Below are 19,600 nucleotides of genomic sequence, written 5' to 3' on the forward strand. Positions count from 1 at the left end.
ATTTTATATTTACCATGTAAAAATTGGACTGACAGGAAAGCGATATAGGATTTATTCAATCAGAAATTCGGTTCTTTTAAAGAATACGGTTAACCCTGACAACGTTATGTCAAAAGATTTATCTGCTTTTTTTCAAAAGTATGCAGAGATGCAGACCATCGAGAAAAAACTCATGGAGTCTCTGATCGCAGTGGTGCTTCTATCAGTCCTCATAATATCCGACAAGATACTCTACCTCGCAATAATACCTGCAATATTTTTCCTGTTTCCCGCCAGGATGCTCGTAAGGGTGGAGAATTTTCATTTAACAAGTCCAGTTTACGTTGGTGATGAGTTCCACGTGCGGGCGGATTTCACAGTCATTGGATTCGGATACGTGAGGATAAAATACGATGTGGAAGATTTGAGTGAAAACCACTCTGATCCCGTCACAGGAGGATTTGTCCCGTTTTTCAGAAAATTCAATTTAACCTTCAAGGGGAAGGTTACCAGAAGAGGGTTGAGAAACTTCGGAAAATTCAGCTTAGTTTTCGAAAATCCGTTTTTGGTCAATCGAAGAGAAGATGTTATCGATCTCAGAAAATTTGTCGAAATCAAGGTCAGAGTTAAGAAAATCAGGAAAATTGGAACCAGAAGAGTGAAAACGAAAAACAGCATACCGGACATAGACAGATCGAAGATAGGTGTCCCAGGTACTGATTTCAGAGAGGTCAGGCTATACCATCCTGGAGACCCTGTAAAATTCATCAACTGGAAGGCTACGGCAAGAAAGGGTGAGGTTCTCGTCAATGACTTCGAGGTGGAGGGTAAAAGAACGATCTGGCTTCTGATAAACACAACAGAAGACACATACTCCGACAGCACATACCTGGACAGCGCCCTAACACTCGCCGCCTCACTGGCATACTTCTACACGAAAAGAGGACACAAGGTCGCTCTGACCCTGACCGGTTCTGGAAAAACCGTTTATCCAGATTACGGAAGAAAACAGTTTACGAGAATTCTCAAAGAACTCAGCAATGCCGGGTTTTCAGGAAAATCTGTATTAAATACATTCTCCGAGACAAAAAAGCTGATGCTGTATTACCAGCCGCACATCATTTACATCACATCACCATTCGATGGCCTGGAAATCAGAAGGGAGCTGATCAGGGCAGGGCTTGCATTCAGGATTGTAATGTGTCGGGGCAGACAGCCTGAAAACGAGATTGCCGGACTGATCATGGGCTGCATTACGAAAGAAAAAATCAAATCAGGTGCTGAGCCAGAGAACAGGCTGGTGGTGGTATGAACTACAGATACCTTGCCCTCACACTTGCAGTTGCATCCGGGCTCATATCAGTCAATCATTTCGTACAAACGCCCCTTTACGGGTTCGTAAGGATGTTTGTCCCTGATGTTGCGGTATATACCATTGTCGCAATACCGGTAATCGCATATCTGAGCAACAGGTCTGTTTTCAGCACTCCATACCTCACAGTTCTCTTAATGCTCACCATTCTACCATCGGCAACAGGATTCGAGCTTTTTGAGGGTATCCTGGATAGCATATACTACCTCGGTTTCAGAGATATTTCAAAGGAAATAGCAGGTTTGCTGAACTTTCCATTTTCAATGGAAATCGCATATACCATATTTTCCGCATTTATAGTCTCGGTGTTTGCAGAAGGGTTGGAAAATCACAGGGTGTCTGAAAGAGATCATGGAACAGGTTACAGCTATTTACCGACGTTCACGCTCGTTCTCATAATTCTGGCAGGTTATTACCGGCTCCTCAGCAGCATTCCCAGTCTGGATGCAGGGTTCATGCAGGCACTCATTGCAGCCTTTGCAATTCTGATGGCACTGTGGGCAATGTGGTGGTGGAAGTGAAGAGTCAGGCAATGGCAGTTGCAGTGATACTGGGGATTGTGATTCTCGGATCGTTTCTGAGATCACTGGACTTCAGCAACACGGGTTTACCAGGCCTCATTGGGGAAGGAGTGTTCACATCCAGCGGTCCGGAGAACCAGTATCCCGTCAGTCAGGACGAGGTGAGCGTAGCAAACACAAACAACCCGGTCTGCATGCCCATTTTCACCATCTCAGGGCTGGACGCAGAACACACACATCTCAGAACGGGTGTCAGCTCGGAATACAGGGGCGGCAGGTGGATCATGGAGGATCTAAGTTATTCCGACAGTCAGGGGGTGGAACTGGGTAAAATCTTTTCAGTAACTCCTCTCGCAACCCTGCAAACAGTCCCTGTGCCGAAAGACACGGTATCGATTTCGCTCCCGTCAGGATACAACAGATCGGCAGGGGTCTTCAACGTGGAGGGCAACGTAACCAGATTTTACGGAGTATACGTTTCAGACCTGAAAACATACGAGAATGCTGCACTCGCAAAGATTGATCTCGATCAGGAAGAATTTGCGAGAATAAAAAGTCTTGCCGAGGAAATCACAAAAAATGCCACAGACGATTATGAAAAAGCCAGATTGATTGAGGAATATCTGAAATCCTCTTACGAGTATTCTCCTTACTTCAACGACAGCGGTGACATGATTTACGATTTTCTATTCGTTGAAAAAAAGGGAATATGCGTTCACTTTGCCTCAGCATTTGTGGCTCTTGCAACCGCAGTTGATCTGCCCGCAAGGGCAGTTTTTGGATACCTCGCAAAGCCAGCATCCGGCGAACAGGTCGTTTATTCCTGCCAGGCACACATGTGGGCTGAAGTCAGGATAGGAGACAGGTGGATTGAGTTTGACCCGACGCCACCCTACAGGCTGAGAATCCCCACAGAGACTTCAATCACATCATGGAGCAGCGAAATCATAGCTGGTCAGCCTTTAAACGTAACCGGGACTGTGAAGCTGATGGATGGTAGAGCCGTTGAAAGCGGGTATGTGGAGATTTATCTGAAGAAAGACAAGAACTCGAGTTCCGGAGAACTTATCGGCATTTCCCGCATCACCAATGGTAGCTTCAGCCTTTCGAAGGTGGTCAACGAGACCGGCAGGTTCAGCATAGTTGCCCACTATACAGGCAGTCTCCTCTACTCTGACTCCTGGAGCGATCCTGAAGTTGTTGTTTACGAAAAAACCGAAATATTGATCAATCTGAACGATCCTGTCCCGACAGAGTTTCTGCTGAAAGGCAGCGTAACGTGCAGTGCGAGCCAGAACGAAAGCCAGGTGATAATCTATGTAGACGGGGTCGAAAAAACCATTTTAACTGAAAAGAACGGTTCGTTTTCGATCCCCGTCAAATTACCGGAAGGTGAACACGAAATAAGAGTTTTGTTCCCCCGACAGGGCTTGTGTGCTGAAGCCAGCCTGGAAAAACACGTTCGTGCAGGCACTCTGAAAATTGTGGCCGAACCTCCAGAAATCACTGCGGGAGAGGGCAACACGGTAGCCATCCACGTTAACTTTAACGAGGAGCCTTACGAGGGGCTAATTGAGGTAAACGGTGAGGTCTACAGAATTAACGGAACGCTGAATCTCACTCTGAAACCCGAATCTCCCGGGCCATACACGCTCAATTTCAGGGCTGGTGGGCTTGAAACCAGCGTTACGCTATCTGCCAAGGCCAGAACTATCATCAAGGCAGAGGAAAAAAACGGTTATCTTGAGATAAGGGTTTCGGATTCGTTTGGCAGCAGACTCAACGGCACCGTATTTGTCAACGACGTGCCCGTTGAACTCAGAAACGGTGTTGCTGTTGCTGAGAAAACAGACGGAAGGGCAAAAATAAAGTATCCCGGAGACCGGTATCACTTTCCGGCGGAAATCGAGTATTCGCAGGCAAATGTGTTCATGTACCTGATTCCACCAGTTTTGCTGGCTCCTGCCATTTACGTTTACTATTACCGCTTCCATCCGAGACTTGAGGTGAAGCTGGAAAAGGAGTATCCCGAACTTCCTGATATATGGGGAGTTGGTGAAGAGATAGAAGTCTCTGTCAGATCAAACCTTCCATATACCATAACCTCCGATAGCCGAATCCTGAGTAACAGGATTGCCTTCGATTCACCGGGGCCGAAGGAGATTACCGTCAGCGCAATTAAAGACGGAAGAGTGAGGAAAAAAACGAAAGTTGCAGTCCTGATAGTGGAAGATTACGGTAAAGGTGTTGAAGAGGTTTACAGAATGTTCGAAAACGAGATACGAAGGAAAGGTGTCGATCCCGAAAATTTAACGGCGAGAGAGATCATGATACTTGTAAAATCTGAAAAAAGAGAGAAGTTTCTCAGACTGTTTGAACTCTACGAATATGCCGGAAAAAGGCAGTATTCAAGGCAGGAGTTTGTTGAGGCGTTTGAGATCTATACTGAACTGAGGAGGAGTTTGAAATGAGATGGGTCATCGGAGGGGCAGGCATAGTCCTGATGGCTGTGAAATACATTCAGACTGGAGATTACATGCCGGCCATAATCCTGACCGGGCTTCTGACCATGTATGAGATTTTCAGCAGAATTGGAAGGCTTGAGATTGCGAGGGTTCCTTTGGCGTTTGCAGCATCATATTACTTTTTCACCCAGAGTGGGGAGTTCTTAATCACCGGCTCCGATAGCTTCACAATCCTGTTTTCAACCGGACTTGCACTTACCGCATTTCCGGCAAGATACCGCTGGGGTGCATACATCTCCTCAGCAGGCATAGCATTAATCGCAGCATCGCTTATATTCATCCCCGAATCCGTTCCGGTGTACAGGTACAGATTTATGCTGGCAGCAATAGTGGGCTTTCTGGCAGTAACGTCCATTCTCAGTCTCTTTTCAGAAAAATTCGAATTTCTTGTGTCTCAGAGGTTTGCAATAGGGTTTATTGCAGGGCTTGCAGGCATATACTACACAGAGCTTCGTCCGATACTTGCTCCGGGGTTAAAGAGCCTTGGAGACTGGCTGATAGTCGCAGGAGCCATTTACTACCTTGCAGGAAGACTCAGATTTGAAATTGAAGAAGAGGCAGAAGAGCACGACCAGATGGACTTCGAAACGCTGGCAGAGAGAGCAGAAAAGGAATATCTGGAGAACGGAGATCCTCTACCTCTCGCCGTCCTGATTTCACATACATTCGGTAAGGCAGGAGTTTCACCTCTCAAAGCCGAACAGGTGTTGCGTGACCTGATCGATCCTGAAAAAACACCAAAATATGCATTTGGCTTTGAAAAGGCAATAATTCAATCAAGGAAAAAGAAAAGGAGGCTTAAAAAGCTTGAAAGTATTAAAAACAAAATGAAAGAGGCTGGTGGAGAGTATGGAGACTGAAGTCTTTGTTAAAAAGTCTGAAGAGATTCTGGAAGTCGTTTCAGAATATTTTGTGGGAAAGAAAGACGTGATAAGGAGAGTTCTTGCAGCAGCACTTTCAAACGGGAATGTTCTTTTCGAAGATTTTCCGGGACTCGGAAAGACTCTCCTTGCAAAGGTTTTCGCCAGAGCCATCGGAGCGGACTACAGGAGAATCCAGTTCACTCCAGATTTGCTCCCCTCAGACATTACCGGAACCAAGATACTGAGAGACGGGAGATTTGTGCTGCAAAGGGGGCCAATATTCACACATGTTCTGCTTGCCGACGAGATCAACAGAAGTCCACCAAAAACACAGTCAGCTCTGCTTGAGGCAATGGAGGAGAGGCAGGTTACAATAGAGGGTGAGACATTGAGGCTGCCCGAACCATTTTTTGTTCTTGCAACCCAGAACCCCGTGGAACAGGAAGGTACCTACCCGCTGCCCGAAGCACAGATTGACAGATTTCTGATCAGGCTGAAGCCTGGATATCCCGAAAGTGTCGATGACGAAATGGAAATTCTCAGAAGGAGGATTTCATGGAAGATGGATGATCCGATTGAGCTTGTAAAGCCCGCAGTGAGTTTGCAGGAATTCAGAGAGATGCAGATGATGACTGAAAACGTTTTTGTAGATGAGAAAATACTTAAATATATATCCGAAATCGTCAGAGCAACCAGGAGTCACGAAATGGTAGAGATTGGATCGAGTCCGAGAGGAGGTCTCGCTCTGCTGAAAATGGCAAGGTCTCTGGCACTGATGGATGGCAGGAACTATGTAATTCCGGATGACGTTAAGAGCGTTGCAGTTGACTGCCTTGCCCACAGAATAATGCTTAAAATAGAATACGAAATAGAGGGAGAAAATCAGGAGAGGATCGTGGAGGATGTGCTTAACAGTGTGAAGGTTCCAAAAGGTGAATGAAATGAAATTTGCCATCTTGGTCGTTGGAAATGAAATACTGAGTGGAGAGGTTCAGGAAAGTAACGCAAATTACATTGCCAAAAAGCTCACCATGATGGGGCACAGGGTTGAGAGAATAGTTACGGTTCCGGACAGGGTCGAGGATATTGCTGAAGAGCTGAAAAGGTTGCTCAGATACGATTTTGTCTTCGTAACCGGAGGTCTCGGAGCCACGCACGACGACGTTACCGCCGAAGGGATTGCGAGGGCAATCGAGAGAAGGCTCATTCACAGCGATGAGGTGGAGAGATTCGTGAAAAGATGGACGGACAAGAGAGAGGTCATAAACAAGGTCTCTCAGGTACCGATGGGTGCAGAGATAATAGAGAACAGTGTTGGTGTTGTTCCGGCATTTGTGATTGACAAGGTTGCCGCACTGCCCGGTGTGCCAAACGAGATGAGGGATACGTTCGGAAAGATCGTCAAGAGGTTCTCCAAGGAGGATTATCATGTAGATTACCTGAGAATCGATGGGTACGAGGAGAACATAGTGAACCAGCTCCATAAAGTCGTTGAAAAGTTCCCCGAAGTTGAGATAGGGTCGTATCCAAAACCAGGATACGTGCTTGTAAAGTTCTCAGGAAGGGATCCATCAAAGGTTGCAGAGGCAAAGAAATATCTTGAGAGCCTGCTATGAGGAGACCGTTTGTTTTCATAAATTCTGCAGTGAGTCTTGATGGAAAGATAAGCAACGAGAGAAGAGAACAGGTGAAGATTTCAAGCCCCGAAGACTTTGCAGTGGTTGATAAACTGAGGGCAGAGAGTGATGCAATTCTCGTTGGAATTGGAACCGTTCTCTCTGATGATCCCAAACTGACGGTGAAAAACCCTGATCTGAGAGAAGAGAGGGTCAGACAGGGGTTACCGCCAAATCCGGTTAGAGTAGTGGCAGACAGCCTGGCCAGAACACCTCTCAATGCCCAGGTGCTTAACAGTGATGCCAGGACGGTGATTGCAGTTTCAGAGAGAGCTGAGGGAGAGAGAATAGAGAAGCTAAAGGAGAAGGCCGAAATAGTAGTCGCAGGAAAGAACAGAGTGGATCTGAAAGCCCTGATGGAGTACCTGTGGGACGCAGGCATTAGAAAACTGATGGTAGAGGGCGGAAGTGAGATAAATTACACATTCATCAAAGAGGGTCTTGTGGACGAAATCAGAGTTTTCTATTCCGGAATTGTTATTGGTGGTGCCAAAGCCCCCACCCTTGTGTCAGGAAAATCTTTTGATGTGCCTGTAAAGTTCAAAATAAAAAGCTGCGAGATTCTCGGCAATGGCGTTGCTGTCGTGTGGAGTTTGAGATAGCTGAAATTCTGGAAAATTTTTTTAAGATGATGAGTGCAAGCAAGTAGCATGATATATGTTATCGGACATAAGAATCCGGACACAGACAGTATATGCTCAGCTATCGCTTATGCAGAGCTTAAGAAAAAGCTTGGCGTTGACGTAAAAGCTGCCAGAAATGGAGAAATTAACCCCGAAACTGCATTCGTGCTGGAAAAGTTTGGTTTCGATGTGCCGGAACTTGTTACAGATGGCACAGATAAGAAGCTGATTCTCGTTGATCACAGCGATGTTTCCCAGTGTGTCGAGAATTTAGACAAAGCTGAAATTGTCGAAATAATAGACCATCACAAGATTGGAGATGTGACCACTCCAAACCCGATATTCTTCCTCGCAATGCCTGTAGGCTCCACAGCGACGGTTGTAAAGACACTTTATGACTATTACAACGTGGAGATCAGCAAGGAAATTGCAGGAATTCTACTCTCAGCCATCCTCAGCGATACGGTGATTTTCAAATCACCGACGACAACTGATAAGGACATAAACGCAGCTGAGGAGCTGGCAAAGATTGCCGGAATTGAGGACCTGAACACGTTCGGCATTCAGGTGAAGTCCAAGCTCTCAGATGTTGAGAAGCTTACCGCTGAGGAGATAATAACGAGAGACTTCAAGGATTTCAACATGTCTGGAAAGAAGGTGGGGATAGGACAGATAGAGCTCGTGGACCTCAAGCTGATAGAGGAGAGGATAGACGAGCTTCTCCAGAAGATGGCGGAGATAAAGGAGGAAGGCAACTACAGCGGGATGTACCTCATGCTCACGGACATAATCAGGGAAGGTACCCTGCTCCTCGCCATCGTGGACGACGAAAAAGTCGTGGAGAGAGCGTTCGGCAAGAAGCTCGAAAACAGCAGGGTCTGGCTGGACAAGGTCATGAGCAGAAAGAAAGAGATTGTTCCACCACTCGAAAGCGCATACTCTGCTGGCTGATTATTCCCTTTTTTTCACAATCGGAGATGAATAACGTCGAAAAAAATTTTAAGAAGGTGCTGCACTACTTATTAGCATGATAAAAAGAGTCCTGTTCCCGACAGATTTCTCAAAAGCAAGTGAAGAAGGTATTTGTGTTTTCGAAGACCTCAAATCTGTGGGGCTTGAAGAGGTAATAATAACGCATGTCATAGACCTGAACAGGCTCATCGGTCCTGTTTCCGGAATCGACATTCCCGCTGTAATACACGATTACGAGGAAGAGAGCAACCAGAACCTCAGAAAGTTCGCCGAACTTATAGAAAAAACGGGTGTGAAAGCAATTATAGATGACATAAGAATGGGTGAACCATCATCCACAATATGTGATGTCGCTGAGGAAAAGGGCGTGGATGCAGTAGTAATTCCCTCTCACGGAAAAAGCCTGCTCGCAGGGGTTCTTCTCGGCAGCGTCTCTGAAGGCGTCGTGAGGAGGAGCAAGAAACCTGTTCTCGTCGTGAAACTGACCGCCCAGAATAATGGAGATATCAGAAAGGAGTTTGACAGGCTTTTCAGCAGGATACTGTTTGCCTACGACTTTTCCGAGCAATCAGACAGGCTCAAAGACTACGTGAAGATATTTGCAGAAAAAGGCGGGTCTGATGAGGTTATGATAGTGCACGTTATCGAGAAGGGCGAAGAGCTGTCCGACGATCAAATAGAAAAACTTGAAAGCATCAAAAGAGAATTTGAGGACGCTGGAGTTTCGTCAGACCTGTTCATTGAAAGCGGAACTCCGTACAAGGAAATTGCAAGACTGGTAGACGAAAAACTTGCCTCGCTCGTTGCCATCTCCAGCACAGGAAAGGGCCTGATCAAATCTCTGCTTGGTGGCACTGCTGACAATGTCGTGAGGAGGAGTAAAGTACCGGTATTTGTTTACAAGCAATGATAACCCTCACAACCTCAAGGGACCCATCTCAGAGAACCCGGAGCTTTGCAAAGGTCATCTCAAGGTACATGAACTGGTACTACCTGCAGAGAGGTAAGCTCAGCATGGAGGACCTGTTCGAAAAATCGGACAGGATTGTGCTCATAAGAGAGATAAAGGGCAACCCGGCTTTCCTGGATCTGTACACAGGGGACAAAAAATCAGTGACGATGAGGATTAACGTGGGAACAATAAAGAAGGAAAAAATGGACGACAGTCCGGTATACTTTGCAGGCAGACCCCCCTTCGACCCGGTAATACTCGGAGCCATGCCAAAGATAGATGCCGGAGAGAAGCTCGCCAGAAAACTGAATCTGAGAAAAATAGTATATGTCAGAAAAGACGGGAAACTGGTCTTTACATTTGATGGTAAGGAAGTACTTACTGTAAAACTCCTCGGTGTCTATGAGGGCTGAAATCGAGATCTCCGGAAAAAAGGACTGGCTCGAAATCCTGAAAGAGATATTTGTTGAGAAGCCAGAAGATAGAAGGAGCAGAGCGAAAGTTTATTTAACCGATGAAAAATTCGTAATTGAGATAATAGCCGATGACCTCACCGCTCTGAGAGCGAGTGTCAACTCGTATTTGAGGTTGATTAGAGCCTGTATCGGTACATTAGAGGTGATAGAAAATGGGTGAATTACCTCCTCAGGTTCAGAACCTGGCAGGACAGCTTCAGCAGGTTCAGCAGCAGCTACAGCTGATAATCTCACAGAAGGCTCAGCTTGAAGGGTTGATCAAGGAAGCGAAAGATGCACTTGACGAACTGCAGAAGTCCGAGTCAGATGTGGCATACAGGGCAGTAGGAAACGTTCTTGTCAAGCTCAAAAAAGAAGAGATCGAAAAGGACCTTCAGGAAAAGATAGAAACCTACGAAGTTAGAAGGAACATGCTCGAAAGGCAGGAAGGAAAGCTGAGAGACAGGCTGACAGAACTGCAGGAAAAGCTAAGGTCTGCTCTCGGCGTTCAGGCTGGCTAATATTTTTTCAAGTATTTTTTCATCAATATCTCTGCTCACACGCAGAAACCTCCCATCCCAGGCAATGTAGCCCTTATCAAAAAACCAGGCGTTTCTAAATGGATAGAGTTTCTTTTTCCTTCCCCCGAACTCGCCCACCAGGCTTTCATTGATGTTCAGCTCATTCTCAAATCGTACCACAAATGACAGATCATCTCCAACCGATATGACGTTCTCACACAACGCCTTCAGTTCGGACTGAAGCTCTGCGGGACTGTCCTCAAATGACTTTGCTGTTCTCAGAAGTTTGAGCAGATCCATAACAGTTAAAAGTACGGCGCCGGTTAAAAATAATTGTGGAGGAGTACTACGCCCGTTTGATTGTCAAATTCCTGGGAGGGATACTGCTCATATTCATCTCTATCTTTGCCCTGATAATAAACCAGCCACTCCTAACGATGGTTGGAATCGCTCTTGGACTTTACCTCTCAGTCACTGCCTATAGAGAAGGGAGTAAACTCTGACAAGATAGTAAACCTTGCAGGAGTGTTCCACAAAGCTCGCCAGTTTGAATGCGTCCATGAAAGACTTGCCCGCAGCATAGATCCCGTGGCCCTTCACAGCAGCAAATCCATTCTTGCGTATTTCATCAGAGATGAGCTCCGCATACCTTTCCGTCCCAAATTTTCCCTCGATGAATCTGATCTCCTTCAAAAACATCCTGCCCTCCAGGTCTACAGGGGTCATTCCATCTTCAAGTAGAGAAAGAGCGACGTTGTAAGAGCCGTGACAGTGCAGAACTGCCCGAAAGTTTGTTTTTTCATACACCTTCCTGTGAACCTCAAGGTCTGATGAAGCACTTCTGTCCGTGCCCCTGAAGTCCACTCTGACGAAATCATCAGGAGTGAGTTCATCGAGAATTGCTCCGCTTTTTGTGATAACTATTCCCTCGCCATCAACAAAACTCAGGTTTCCGCTCGATCCATCAATCAGATGCTGTTCTGCAAGTTTTTTACCGATCCTGATCGCCTCATCAATCACATTAACTCAATGAAACTGATGTATTAAAACCGTTGTGGGTTGCAGGAAAACAGTTTTATTTAGGAGACAGATTCAGGAACATGGGTTTTCTCATTGCTGTCGAGGGAATAGATGGTGCAGGCAAAACCACAATCGCAAAACACATAAAAGAAATTCTTGAGGATTTCGGGTTCAGAGCTGAGGTTCTCAAGGAACCGGGTGATAGCGTTTACGGAAAGATGATAAAAGACTCCGAGAGCAGATTTTCTCCGGAAAAGGAACTTGAACTGTTCATTCTTGACAGAATCGAGGACGTGAACAAAAACATACTTCCAAGGGTTAATGCTGGGATATGTGTTATCATGGACAGGTACTACTACTCAAACGTGGCATATCAGGGCGCTCTCGGAATAGATCCACAGGAAATCCTGAGAAAAAATGAAGAAATTGCACCAAAACCAGACCTCACCATACTGCTCGACGTTCATCCAGACATTGCACTTAAAAGAATTCAGAAAAGGCAGAAGATTACACCCTTCGAGGATGCGGAGTATCTTGAGAGAGTGAGAGAGCTGTTTCTCAGCATAAAGTCTGATGAGATCAGGGTGGTTGATGCCAGCCAGCCTCTGGATCACGTGAAAGGTGAAGTGTACCAGCTTGTGATGGAGCTCATATCATCAAGGGGTTCGTTCTTTGAAATGGCAATGAGAAAATAAAAAAGTTATATTTCAACCTGCTCAAACGCTCCCAGCAGATCCTTGTCGGAAATCATTCCGACAAACCTTTCGTTGAAATCGAGAACCGGCAGGTAGTCCAGATCGTTACTGATCATCTCTTTTGCAACCTTAGACACGCTGGTCTGAGGATTCGCAAATACGGGCGTTTTCATGAACTTCTTCACAGGATCCTTGGGGAGCTTCAGAACGCTCACCTCAAAGTACTTGACCGAGTAATCCCTTATGCCCTCCCATGCCCAGTTATCGTCGCTATCACTTGAAGATGCATACTCCCTCGATTCTATGAAGTCCTCAATCAGAGACTCGGTGAGCAGGATTTTTTCATCTATGATACCGACAACCTTTGCGTCGCTGTCGAGTACCGGGCACGCCTCTGCATTGGCAATTCTCATCATTTCTCCAGCCACATTTAGCGGGGTCTCCTCCCAGACAGACGCTGTCGAGTTTCTTACGTACTCCTTGATCGGTATCTCCACATTCCTCTCGGCGAGAACCTTGACAATATCTCTGACCGTGATGATTCCAACAAGTTCGTCACCATCGACCACTGGCAACCTCCGGAAATGTGTTGTATTCAGAATGTGTATAACCTCCTTAATATCAACATCAGGTGAGATGTATGTCGGATCAGGAGTCATTAACAGAGCGAGCTGATCCTCATCTATTTTTCTCAGGATGTCCTTCCGTGTAACAATCCCGGCAAGCTTTCCGTCCTTGAGCACAGGCACGGCTGAAATGCCGTATTTTTTAAAGAGTTCGAGGACACTTTCCCTTGTTGAGGGCAGTTCTTCGTAGATCACATCCGGGTTCATAATTTCCTTCGCCTTCATGACAGTTATTGCTGGAGTTGCATCATCAATATATATTTTACTCAAAAAATGGTTGTTCGAATCTGAAAAACGGAAATGAAATTAAAATCAACCCTGCTTTGCTCTCTTTTTACCAACCAGGGTTAGAAATGCCAGAAATGAGTTGAGCTGGATTCGCTCGTGTGCCCCTTCCGTCAGTCTGAAATCGATCTCACCAAGCTTTTCCACGAGAACAACTTTCAGAGATTCGTCGAAACCCGAGGAGATTATTTCCCTGTACATCTGGGAAACTATGTCCTCACCGCTCATCCCGTATTCGATCATGAGCCTGTCAAGGTAGTCTCTCGCTGAAAGGAAGTCTCCCTTCAGAGCTGTCTCTATAAGCTTTTTCAGTTCTTCCGGTCGTGCGGTAGCAGTAATCTGGTAAATCAGATCGGCTGTAACCTTCTCCCCCAGCGCCGAAGCACCCTGCAGAGCGTTAATCGCCTTTCTGAAGTCCCCTCCAGAGATGTAGATCAACGCCTCAATGGCCTCATCATCGATATCTATTCTCTCCTCTTCGCATATCTCGAGCAGCCGTTTCCTCATTGCCTCTGTGGGAACTGGCCTGAACTTGAAGACCGCACATCTGCTCTGGATGGGCTCGATAATCCTGCTGATGTAGTTGCAGCTTAGGATGAATCTGCATGTCTTTGAATACATTTCCATCGTTCTTCTGAGAGCCGCCTGAGCGTCAGCAGTCAGGGCATCCGCCTCATCCAGAAATATGATCTTGAACGGTGCCGAAATCGGTGCGGTTCTCGCAAACTCCTTTATCTTGTGTCTGACAACATCAATCCCCCTTTCATCACTCGCATTCATCTCGATGAAGTTGTCCTGCCATACATCACCGAAAAGGTCTCTCGCGAGGGCTATGGATGTTGCCGTTTTTCCTGTGCCCGGAGGACCTGCAAAAAGCAGATGTGGTATGTTTTTCTTATGAACATAACCCTTAAGACGCTGAATCACCTCATCCTGACCGACAACTTCATCGAGGGTCTTTGGCCTGTATTTCTCAACCCAGATTATCGTGTCCATCACAGATTCAAACGGCGAACGAATATTAAAAACCTTCTGAGTCAATTATGCACCATCTCACAAAAGCGGCAGAGTATTATATTTCCAATTCGAATTTCGAAATAAGGTGATACACAATGGGATTGCTGAGAGATGAAGATAAGGCGTATCTGAAAAAGGAGTTTGAAAAAAGTCTGAAAAACGATGTCAGGCTGATTCTGTTCTCCAGTGAGGATGAACACTGCATATACTGCAAAGAGACCAGACAGCTCCTTGAAGAAGTCTCTGGACTTTCAGATAAGATACTGCTGGAAGTCCACGATATAAAAAGCGAAGATGCAAAGACGATGGGTGTTGAGCACACGCCAACAATCGTCATAACAGACAGCGAGAGCAGACTTGGGTCGAGGATAAAGTTCATCGGAATTCCGTCGGGATATGAGTTCACAACCCTGATTAAGGACATAATGTTCGTCTCGTCCGGTGAGCTTGAGGTGTCTCCAGAAACCAAAGAGGCGCTGAAGGGTGTAAACAGCAAACTTCTGATTGAGGTTTACGTAACCCCGAGCTGCCCGTACTGTCCAAAAGCCGTGCTTGTGGCTCACCAGTTTGCGATGATAAGCGAAAAAATAGAGGGTGTGATGATTGAAAGCCTCGAATTCCCATCACTGGCCGACAGATGGAGCGTGATGGGCGTACCACACACGGTCATCAGAAACCTCGACAAGGGCAATGTTGTTCAGTTCGTGGGTGCATATCCTGAAACGCATGTTATCAACTTCGTAAAGGATGCAGACGAGGGTAAGAATGTCGACATGAGGTAAACTCCACTTTACCTTTCTTTTCAAGCCCCCAACAACTATTTAAATAACCTTCTGACAAAACACTTTCAATGGATGAGTTTGAAGAAATAATAGAAATAGAAATTGACGAAGAGGAGTTTGAAACCGAAGATGATGCCAGGCTTGCAGAAATTTACAAGCTTGCGGTAAAGCTCGTGGAGCATCTCGAAAGGCTGAAGAGCCAGGAGCTAAAGGAGGCAACGTCTCTGATGATAATCAGGGAAATTCTCTCTGACGACAGGATTTTGCTTGGTCTTGTAACCAAAATGATTCAGGACCTGTCTCTTGGCTATGAGGATGACCCTACGTATTCTTCCTGAAAATTTTTGTGCCAACGGTAAAATATTTTAACCTCTTTATATGCATATTAATGTGGAAGTGCGCAAACTTCAGCTCATTGGCGGATCAAGTTTCATGGTTAGCCTGCCAAAGAACTGGATCAAGAAAAACAATCTCGACCAGGGCGACGATATAATTCTCGACATCGATGAGGACGTAATCAAAATAATGCCAAAAAAGTATTCTGAGGAGAGCAAGGTCGTAAAGGCCATTATTGAGAAGTTGCCTGCTTATGACGAGCGGTTTTTGAGGCGCTTCATCATTGCGCTGTACATACAGGGGCTGGACGAAATAGAGATCAGGGACAAAATGCTCTCTCCCAAGCTCGTGAGCAGGATCAGCGGAATCGTGCATGAGATTATAGGTTTTGAGGTAATTGATGCTCAGGAGAACACGATTGTGCTCAGGAGCCTGACAACCGCAGAATTTGACATAATAGGCGTGCTTAAGAGAATGTCCCAGATTGTTCTCGGCATTATAGACAGCATAATAGACAGCATCAACATTGATGACAGAGATGGGCTGAAAGAGATCCAGAAGCTTGAGGAAGACAGCGACAGGCTGTACATGCTGGCTGTCAGACTTGAAAACAGGGTTATAAGGGACCTGATGTCCCCATCGAAGTGGAGCGAGACGAGAAACATACTCGGAATGAGGATTGTAGCAAAAACCCTTGAGGAGATCTCAGACTCGCTGTATGATTTTTCAGACGCACTCTACTCGCTCGACAACTTTTCGGAAGATTCAAAGCAGTATCTCGAGATTCTCTCAAGGATTGAGGATGTGTTCAGGAAAGTGATGGACTCGTACATGAAGTCAAGCACCGAAGCAGCAAACGATGCGATAGACATAGCTGACGGAATAGAGAACGATCTGCTCGCAAGCATCAAAGAGGGCAGGGAAAATCCGACAATAATGTATCCGCTCATAGACATATCGAGACGGATCAAAAGTATTGGAGAGATTGCAATCAACAAATCGGTCAGAGAGCTGATAATAACAAAATAATAAAATTTCAGCTCTCTTTTTCCAGCTCCTTTATGTTTTCATACAGCTCAGGCAAGAACAGCCCAACGTCAGTTACAATTCCGATGGCCTGATGGCTTCCCCTGTCAACCAGCTTTGTAACGGTGGACGGATTTGAATCAACGCATATTGTCTTCACGACCGAGGGGAGGAGATTTCCAACCGCTATGCTGTGAAGCATCGAGGCCAGCATTATCACCATGTTCACACCCTTGAGGGCGTTCTTCATGGCCTTCTTGGCCTCCATTGTATCGGTTACAACCTCTGGAAGAGGCCCATCATCCCTTATTGATCCAGCGAGAATGAAGGGGACGTTGTTTCTGACACATTCATACATTATGCCATCCCTTACAATGCCCTTCTCAACGGCCTGCTTTATGCCTCCAGCAGCTATGATTTTGCTGATGGTGTGAATGTGGTGCCTGTTTCCACCAGGCACGGGCCTTCCCGTCCTGATGTCCATTCCGAGAGACGTGCCGAATATGGAGATTTCCATGTCATGAACTGCAAGAGCGTTTCCGGAGAGGAGGACGTCAACATACCCATCTCTGATCATTCCGGCCAGAGCATCCCTCGCACCCGTGTGATCCACCGCAGGCCCTGCAACCACGGCGATTTTTCCTCCATTCCTTTTCAAATTAACGATTTCACTCGCTATCGCCTTTATCACGTTGGGGGTAGGTCTCTCGGTAGAGACGTGCCCTCCCATGAACTCAAACGTTGTCGACTTTCTCGGTCTTTCTGGAGGGATTATTTTGACACCCTTCTCGCCAATCAGAACGAGGTCTCCCTTCTTTATCTCATTGAGGAACCTGCAGTAAGCTCTTTTCCCTTCAGGATCAACGACGATGACCCTGTCCATTCCTATGTCCTCAACCTCTATCCACTCGCCGTTCAGCCTTACGAAGGTGGGATTGTTTGTCGTTACGTAAAAACCATCGGGAAGAACTCTATCATCGGGTGCCTCAGCAAATTCAGCATCCTCAGCATCCGCAACCCTTGCACCGAGCTTGTGGAGTTCCTTCAAAAGCTCATCGAGATGGTTTTCATCCCTCCCAAAAACAATAAGTCTGGCGTAGCTGGTGTCCTCTTTCCTTTTTCCAATCCTGAATTCAGTTATTTCAAATTCACCATCAAGATCAAGAATCAGATCCAGAACCTTTGGCAGTATGTTGGAATCTATAAGATGGCCCTCAAATTCAACCTCCCTTGCTATCATCAGGTTGAATTTGATGGAGAATACAAAAACATTTTTGTTAAAAATTTGGAAAGTTCAGATGTTTCTCTCAACCCATCTCTTCAGCTCGGCTTTCGGAAGTGCGCCAACAACCTTGTCAACTGGTCTGCCGTCCTTGAAGAAGATCAGAGTCGGAATTCCTGTGATCCCATACCTGCTGGCAATCATTGGATTCTCGTCGGTGTTCAGCTTTGCAAATACCACCTTGCCGGCATACTCCTTTGCCAGCTGTTCGACAATCGGGGCAATCATTCTGCACGGCATGCACCACTCCGCCCAGAAATCAACAACAACATTGCCGTATTTTTTCAGAACCTCATCAAAATTTGATGCATCCACCTTTATCGGGTGATCAACAGCATTCTGAACAGGCTGATCGTCTTTATCACCGATCTTTTGCATGAGTTCCATCATCCTCTTCTGCCGGATTTTCTCAATCTCGTCCATAAGGCTAAATCTCAGCCACATACATTAAAAATTTTTGCTGGATTGAAATCCACATCAACCACGATTATGCCCATATCCGATGCACACCTGTAAAAATCCTCCAGCTCAACGTTCAGCCAGGTTTTCACATCCTCAAAGAAGGACTTTCTGATAACCCTGAAAGACCTGCTGTTTCTCTTAATCTTTTCAGAATTTTTCACAATTTCCTTTCTAAGCCTCCACCTGGCAATTTTTCTGCTCTGAACAGATAGAATGGCCTCCTCAACACTCGTTCCATCCATCACGGCTCTCAGCACAATTTCGGCGATGTGGTTTATTCTGTCCGGAACACCTATAACATCACCTCTGAGAAGTATCTTCCTCCTTTCAACAGAATAGCCATTCTTTACAAGTCTTTCATATATCAGTGCTGTGGTGCCCCTCTTGTTACCGGTTTTGTCAACAATTCCCCCTATGATGTAGCAGTCCGCATTTTCTCCCCTGAACTCTTCCTCTGCACCGGGATCGAGCAAAATTACCTTTCCCGGTCTGACCTGGTCAAGAAAATCCTCGACCGATGGGAAGTGCTGTGCGGAAGTGCCTGTATCCATTCCCGCCACAACATACCTCTCGTCCCACATGAATTCCCTTACCACTCTCAGGGTCCAGTTAACCTGCTTTTTGAGGCTCCTCAGCTCCTTTTCGCTGTGCAATCCGGCAAGAGAGCAGTCCACAACCAAGTATGGAAAATCTCCCAGTCTGTCCTCTATCTCTTCCCTGCCAATTCCCTCACGGCTCTTCCATGCAACATACCTGCAGGCATCAATCCTGTTTCCATCAAGATCAAACGAAAACCTCCCCTGGCCTTCAAAAATTCTGAACTTTCCCGAAACAAAATTTCTGGCAATGTATGCAATGGGGTCCTCGCCCAGCACCTTTCTGGAGTTTGTTGATATGCATTCTATCCCCCGGCTTTTTAAAAATTCCACGAACAGATGTTTTAACCTCACGGGAGTTGCTGGAATTCTCGGCTATAAAATAATTTCAGGAGCGGTAGAAGGTGTGGTTTATATATCTGTTTTGTAATAACACTATTAATAATTTCGAGTAAATAATAAATACTTCTGCTGCGTAAATTACAGCAAATGATGTCTTCAGAAGTGAAAAGGCAATTCCTGGAATTCGAGCCAGTAATTTTCAAGGACAGGAAAGGGGACGAGGTCACCATCAGGCAGTACCACCATGAAGAGGACAGGGAAAGGCTGATCAGCATGTACGAAAGCTTCTCCCCGGACAACAGATGTCTCGGACTCCCACCGTCAACGAGAATAGCCATTGAGAACTGGATAGACTATCTTGCAGAAAACGGATTCGCCATTGTAGCGGAGCTTGGAGGGAAGCTGATTGGACACTGTGTTATTGTCCCAACAGCAGACTGGAAGAAGGTGGACCTGTCAATATTCGTCCACCAGGATTATCAGGACAGAGGGATAGGGCAGGCCCTTCTCAGACACATAATAGACTACGCAAAGAGAATGGGTTTCGACGGAATAATGCTCGTGACAGAGAGAGACAACCACAGGGCCGTCCACGTCTACAAGAAATTCGGATTCAGGATAGTCAATCCAGAGCATGAGTTCGACATGTACCTCCAGCTCAAATGAAAAATG

25 protein-coding genes are annotated in these 19,600 nt (G+C 46.0%); 18 read left to right on the top strand and 7 right to left on the bottom strand.

Going from position 1 to position 19,600, the window contains the following annotated elements:
- The first annotated feature begins 148 nt into the window (after positions 1-148).
- The 12 genes from LPQ35_RS00250 (at position 149) to LPQ35_RS00305 (ending at position 10,459) form a co-directional block, all read left to right on the top strand.
- Entirely contained in the window at positions 149-1,291 is a 1,143-nt protein-coding gene (locus tag LPQ35_RS00250) for a DUF58 domain-containing protein (protein WP_193806816.1), read from the top strand.
- On the top strand, positions 1,288-1,872 hold the full coding sequence (locus tag LPQ35_RS00255) for a hypothetical protein (RefSeq protein WP_193806814.1): 585 nt from the start codon (positions 1,288-1,290) through the stop codon (positions 1,870-1,872). Before LPQ35_RS00250 ends, LPQ35_RS00255 begins: the two co-directional genes overlap by 4 nt.
- Complete coding sequence (locus LPQ35_RS00260) at positions 1,869-4,343, top strand: transglutaminase domain-containing protein (RefSeq protein WP_193806812.1); 2,475 nt, start codon at positions 1,869-1,871, stop codon at positions 4,341-4,343. The genes LPQ35_RS00255 and LPQ35_RS00260 overlap by 4 nt, the downstream gene beginning before the upstream one ends.
- Positions 4,340-5,257: a hypothetical protein gene (locus LPQ35_RS00265; protein WP_193806809.1), complete on the top strand. Its 918-nt coding sequence runs from the start codon at positions 4,340-4,342 to the stop codon at positions 5,255-5,257. The genes LPQ35_RS00260 and LPQ35_RS00265 overlap by 4 nt, the downstream gene beginning before the upstream one ends.
- Positions 5,247-6,200, top strand: coding sequence for an AAA family ATPase (locus LPQ35_RS00270; RefSeq protein WP_193806807.1), 954 nt, complete (start codon positions 5,247-5,249; stop codon positions 6,198-6,200). Before LPQ35_RS00265 ends, LPQ35_RS00270 begins: the two co-directional genes overlap by 11 nt.
- A 1-nt stretch (position 6,201) precedes the next feature.
- Positions 6,202-6,876 carry a molybdopterin-binding protein gene (locus LPQ35_RS00275; RefSeq protein ID WP_193806804.1) on the top strand — a complete coding sequence of 225 codons (675 nt, stop codon included), beginning with the start codon at positions 6,202-6,204 and terminating at the stop codon, positions 6,874-6,876.
- Positions 6,873-7,538, top strand: a complete 666-nt coding sequence (locus LPQ35_RS00280) for a 2,5-diamino-6-(ribosylamino)-4(3H)-pyrimidinone 5'-phosphate reductase (protein WP_193806802.1) — start codon at positions 6,873-6,875, stop codon at positions 7,536-7,538. Before LPQ35_RS00275 ends, LPQ35_RS00280 begins: the two co-directional genes overlap by 4 nt.
- A 48-nt stretch (positions 7,539-7,586) precedes the next feature.
- Positions 7,587-8,510 (top strand): manganese-dependent inorganic pyrophosphatase, encoded by a 924-nt coding sequence (locus tag LPQ35_RS00285; RefSeq protein ID WP_193806800.1) that lies wholly within the window; start codon positions 7,587-7,589, stop codon positions 8,508-8,510.
- A 76-nt stretch (positions 8,511-8,586) separates the two neighbouring features.
- The gene (locus LPQ35_RS00290) at positions 8,587-9,441 is read left to right on the top strand and encodes a universal stress protein (protein WP_193806798.1); all 855 of its coding nucleotides are present in this window, start codon (positions 8,587-8,589) and stop codon (positions 9,439-9,441) included.
- Positions 9,438-9,896 carry an rRNA maturation protein gene (locus tag LPQ35_RS00295; RefSeq protein WP_203218959.1) on the top strand — a complete coding sequence of 153 codons (459 nt, stop codon included), beginning with the start codon at positions 9,438-9,440 and terminating at the stop codon, positions 9,894-9,896. Before LPQ35_RS00290 ends, LPQ35_RS00295 begins: the two co-directional genes overlap by 4 nt.
- Positions 9,886-10,119, top strand: coding sequence for a KEOPS complex subunit Pcc1 (locus LPQ35_RS00300; RefSeq protein WP_193806796.1), 234 nt, complete (start codon positions 9,886-9,888; stop codon positions 10,117-10,119). The genes LPQ35_RS00295 and LPQ35_RS00300 overlap by 11 nt, the downstream gene beginning before the upstream one ends.
- Positions 10,112-10,459 (top strand): prefoldin subunit beta, encoded by a 348-nt coding sequence (locus LPQ35_RS00305; RefSeq protein WP_193806794.1) that lies wholly within the window; start codon positions 10,112-10,114, stop codon positions 10,457-10,459. The genes LPQ35_RS00300 and LPQ35_RS00305 overlap by 8 nt, the downstream gene beginning before the upstream one ends.
- Here LPQ35_RS00305 and LPQ35_RS00310 read toward each other — a convergent pair.
- A complete protein-coding gene (locus LPQ35_RS00310; RefSeq protein ID WP_193806792.1) occupies positions 10,427-10,759 on the bottom strand; it encodes a hypothetical protein in 333 nt (110 codons plus the stop codon). The two genes, LPQ35_RS00305 and LPQ35_RS00310, sit on opposite strands and share 33 nt — an antisense overlap.
- 35 nt (positions 10,760-10,794) lie before the next feature.
- Here LPQ35_RS00310 and LPQ35_RS00315 point away from each other — a divergent pair, with 35 nt between their 5' ends.
- Positions 10,795-10,962 carry a hypothetical protein gene (locus LPQ35_RS00315; protein ID WP_193806790.1) on the top strand — a complete coding sequence of 56 codons (168 nt, stop codon included), beginning with the start codon at positions 10,795-10,797 and terminating at the stop codon, positions 10,960-10,962.
- On the opposite strand, the gene LPQ35_RS00320 is transcribed toward LPQ35_RS00315, so the two are convergent.
- Positions 10,931-11,479: a class II aldolase/adducin family protein gene (locus LPQ35_RS00320; protein WP_193806787.1), complete on the bottom strand. Its 549-nt coding sequence runs from the start codon at positions 11,477-11,479 to the stop codon at positions 10,931-10,933. The two genes, LPQ35_RS00315 and LPQ35_RS00320, sit on opposite strands and share 32 nt — an antisense overlap.
- Positions 11,480-11,559: 80 nt before the next feature.
- Between LPQ35_RS00320 and tmk the strand changes: the two genes are divergently transcribed.
- Positions 11,560-12,174, top strand: a complete 615-nt coding sequence (tmk, locus tag LPQ35_RS00325) for a dTMP kinase (RefSeq protein ID WP_193806785.1) — start codon at positions 11,560-11,562, stop codon at positions 12,172-12,174.
- Between the two features lie 5 nt (positions 12,175-12,179).
- On the opposite strand, the gene LPQ35_RS00330 is transcribed toward tmk, so the two are convergent.
- Together LPQ35_RS00330 and LPQ35_RS00335 are read right to left on the bottom strand one after the other, a co-directional pair.
- Positions 12,180-13,025, bottom strand: a complete 846-nt coding sequence (locus LPQ35_RS00330) for a CBS domain-containing protein (RefSeq protein WP_193806782.1) — start codon at positions 13,023-13,025, stop codon at positions 12,180-12,182.
- Between the two features lie 87 nt (positions 13,026-13,112).
- Positions 13,113-14,081 carry a replication factor C small subunit gene (locus LPQ35_RS00335; protein ID WP_193806780.1) on the bottom strand — a complete coding sequence of 323 codons (969 nt, stop codon included), beginning with the start codon at positions 14,079-14,081 and terminating at the stop codon, positions 13,113-13,115.
- 116 nt (positions 14,082-14,197) lie between these two features.
- On the opposite strand from LPQ35_RS00335, the gene pdo reads away from it, so the two are divergent.
- The 3 genes from pdo to LPQ35_RS00350 all read left to right on the top strand — a co-directional run bounded on the left by pdo (position 14,198) and on the right by LPQ35_RS00350 (position 16,249).
- Positions 14,198-14,884 (top strand): protein disulfide oxidoreductase, encoded by a 687-nt coding sequence (gene pdo, locus LPQ35_RS00340; RefSeq protein ID WP_193806778.1) that lies wholly within the window; start codon positions 14,198-14,200, stop codon positions 14,882-14,884.
- Positions 14,885-14,952: 68 nt separating this feature from the next.
- The gene (locus tag LPQ35_RS00345) at positions 14,953-15,222 is read left to right on the top strand and encodes a hypothetical protein (RefSeq protein ID WP_048091755.1); all 270 of its coding nucleotides are present in this window, start codon (positions 14,953-14,955) and stop codon (positions 15,220-15,222) included.
- Positions 15,223-15,274: 52 nt separating this feature from the next.
- Positions 15,275-16,249 (top strand): AbrB/MazE/SpoVT family DNA-binding domain-containing protein, encoded by a 975-nt coding sequence (locus tag LPQ35_RS00350; protein WP_193806776.1) that lies wholly within the window; start codon positions 15,275-15,277, stop codon positions 16,247-16,249.
- Between the two features lie 7 nt (positions 16,250-16,256).
- Here LPQ35_RS00350 and LPQ35_RS00355 read toward each other — a convergent pair whose 3' ends face one another.
- Genes LPQ35_RS00355 through LPQ35_RS00365 form a run of 3 tightly spaced genes read right to left on the bottom strand, consistent with a single transcriptional unit; the run spans position 16,257 to position 18,940 of the window.
- Positions 16,257-17,486 (bottom strand): TIGR00300 family protein, encoded by a 1,230-nt coding sequence (locus LPQ35_RS00355; protein WP_193806774.1) that lies wholly within the window; start codon positions 17,484-17,486, stop codon positions 16,257-16,259.
- A 54-nt stretch (positions 17,487-17,540) separates the two neighbouring features.
- Positions 17,541-17,951: a thioredoxin gene (gene trxA / locus LPQ35_RS00360; protein ID WP_193806771.1), complete on the bottom strand. Its 411-nt coding sequence runs from the start codon at positions 17,949-17,951 to the stop codon at positions 17,541-17,543.
- An 11-nt stretch (positions 17,952-17,962) separates the two neighbouring features.
- A complete protein-coding gene (locus LPQ35_RS00365; protein ID WP_193806769.1) occupies positions 17,963-18,940 on the bottom strand; it encodes a tRNA (guanine-N1)-methyltransferase in 978 nt (325 codons plus the stop codon).
- A 138-nt stretch (positions 18,941-19,078) separates the two neighbouring features.
- Here LPQ35_RS00365 and LPQ35_RS00370 point away from each other — a divergent pair, with 138 nt between their 5' ends.
- Positions 19,079-19,594: a GNAT family N-acetyltransferase gene (locus LPQ35_RS00370; RefSeq protein WP_346297649.1), complete on the top strand. Its 516-nt coding sequence runs from the start codon at positions 19,079-19,081 to the stop codon at positions 19,592-19,594.
- Positions 19,595-19,600 lie beyond the last annotated feature (6 nt).

The sequence above is a fragment of the Geoglobus acetivorans genome (genome assembly GCF_039641995.1).
Classification (GTDB): domain Archaea; phylum Halobacteriota; class Archaeoglobi; order Archaeoglobales; family Archaeoglobaceae; genus Geoglobus; species Geoglobus acetivorans.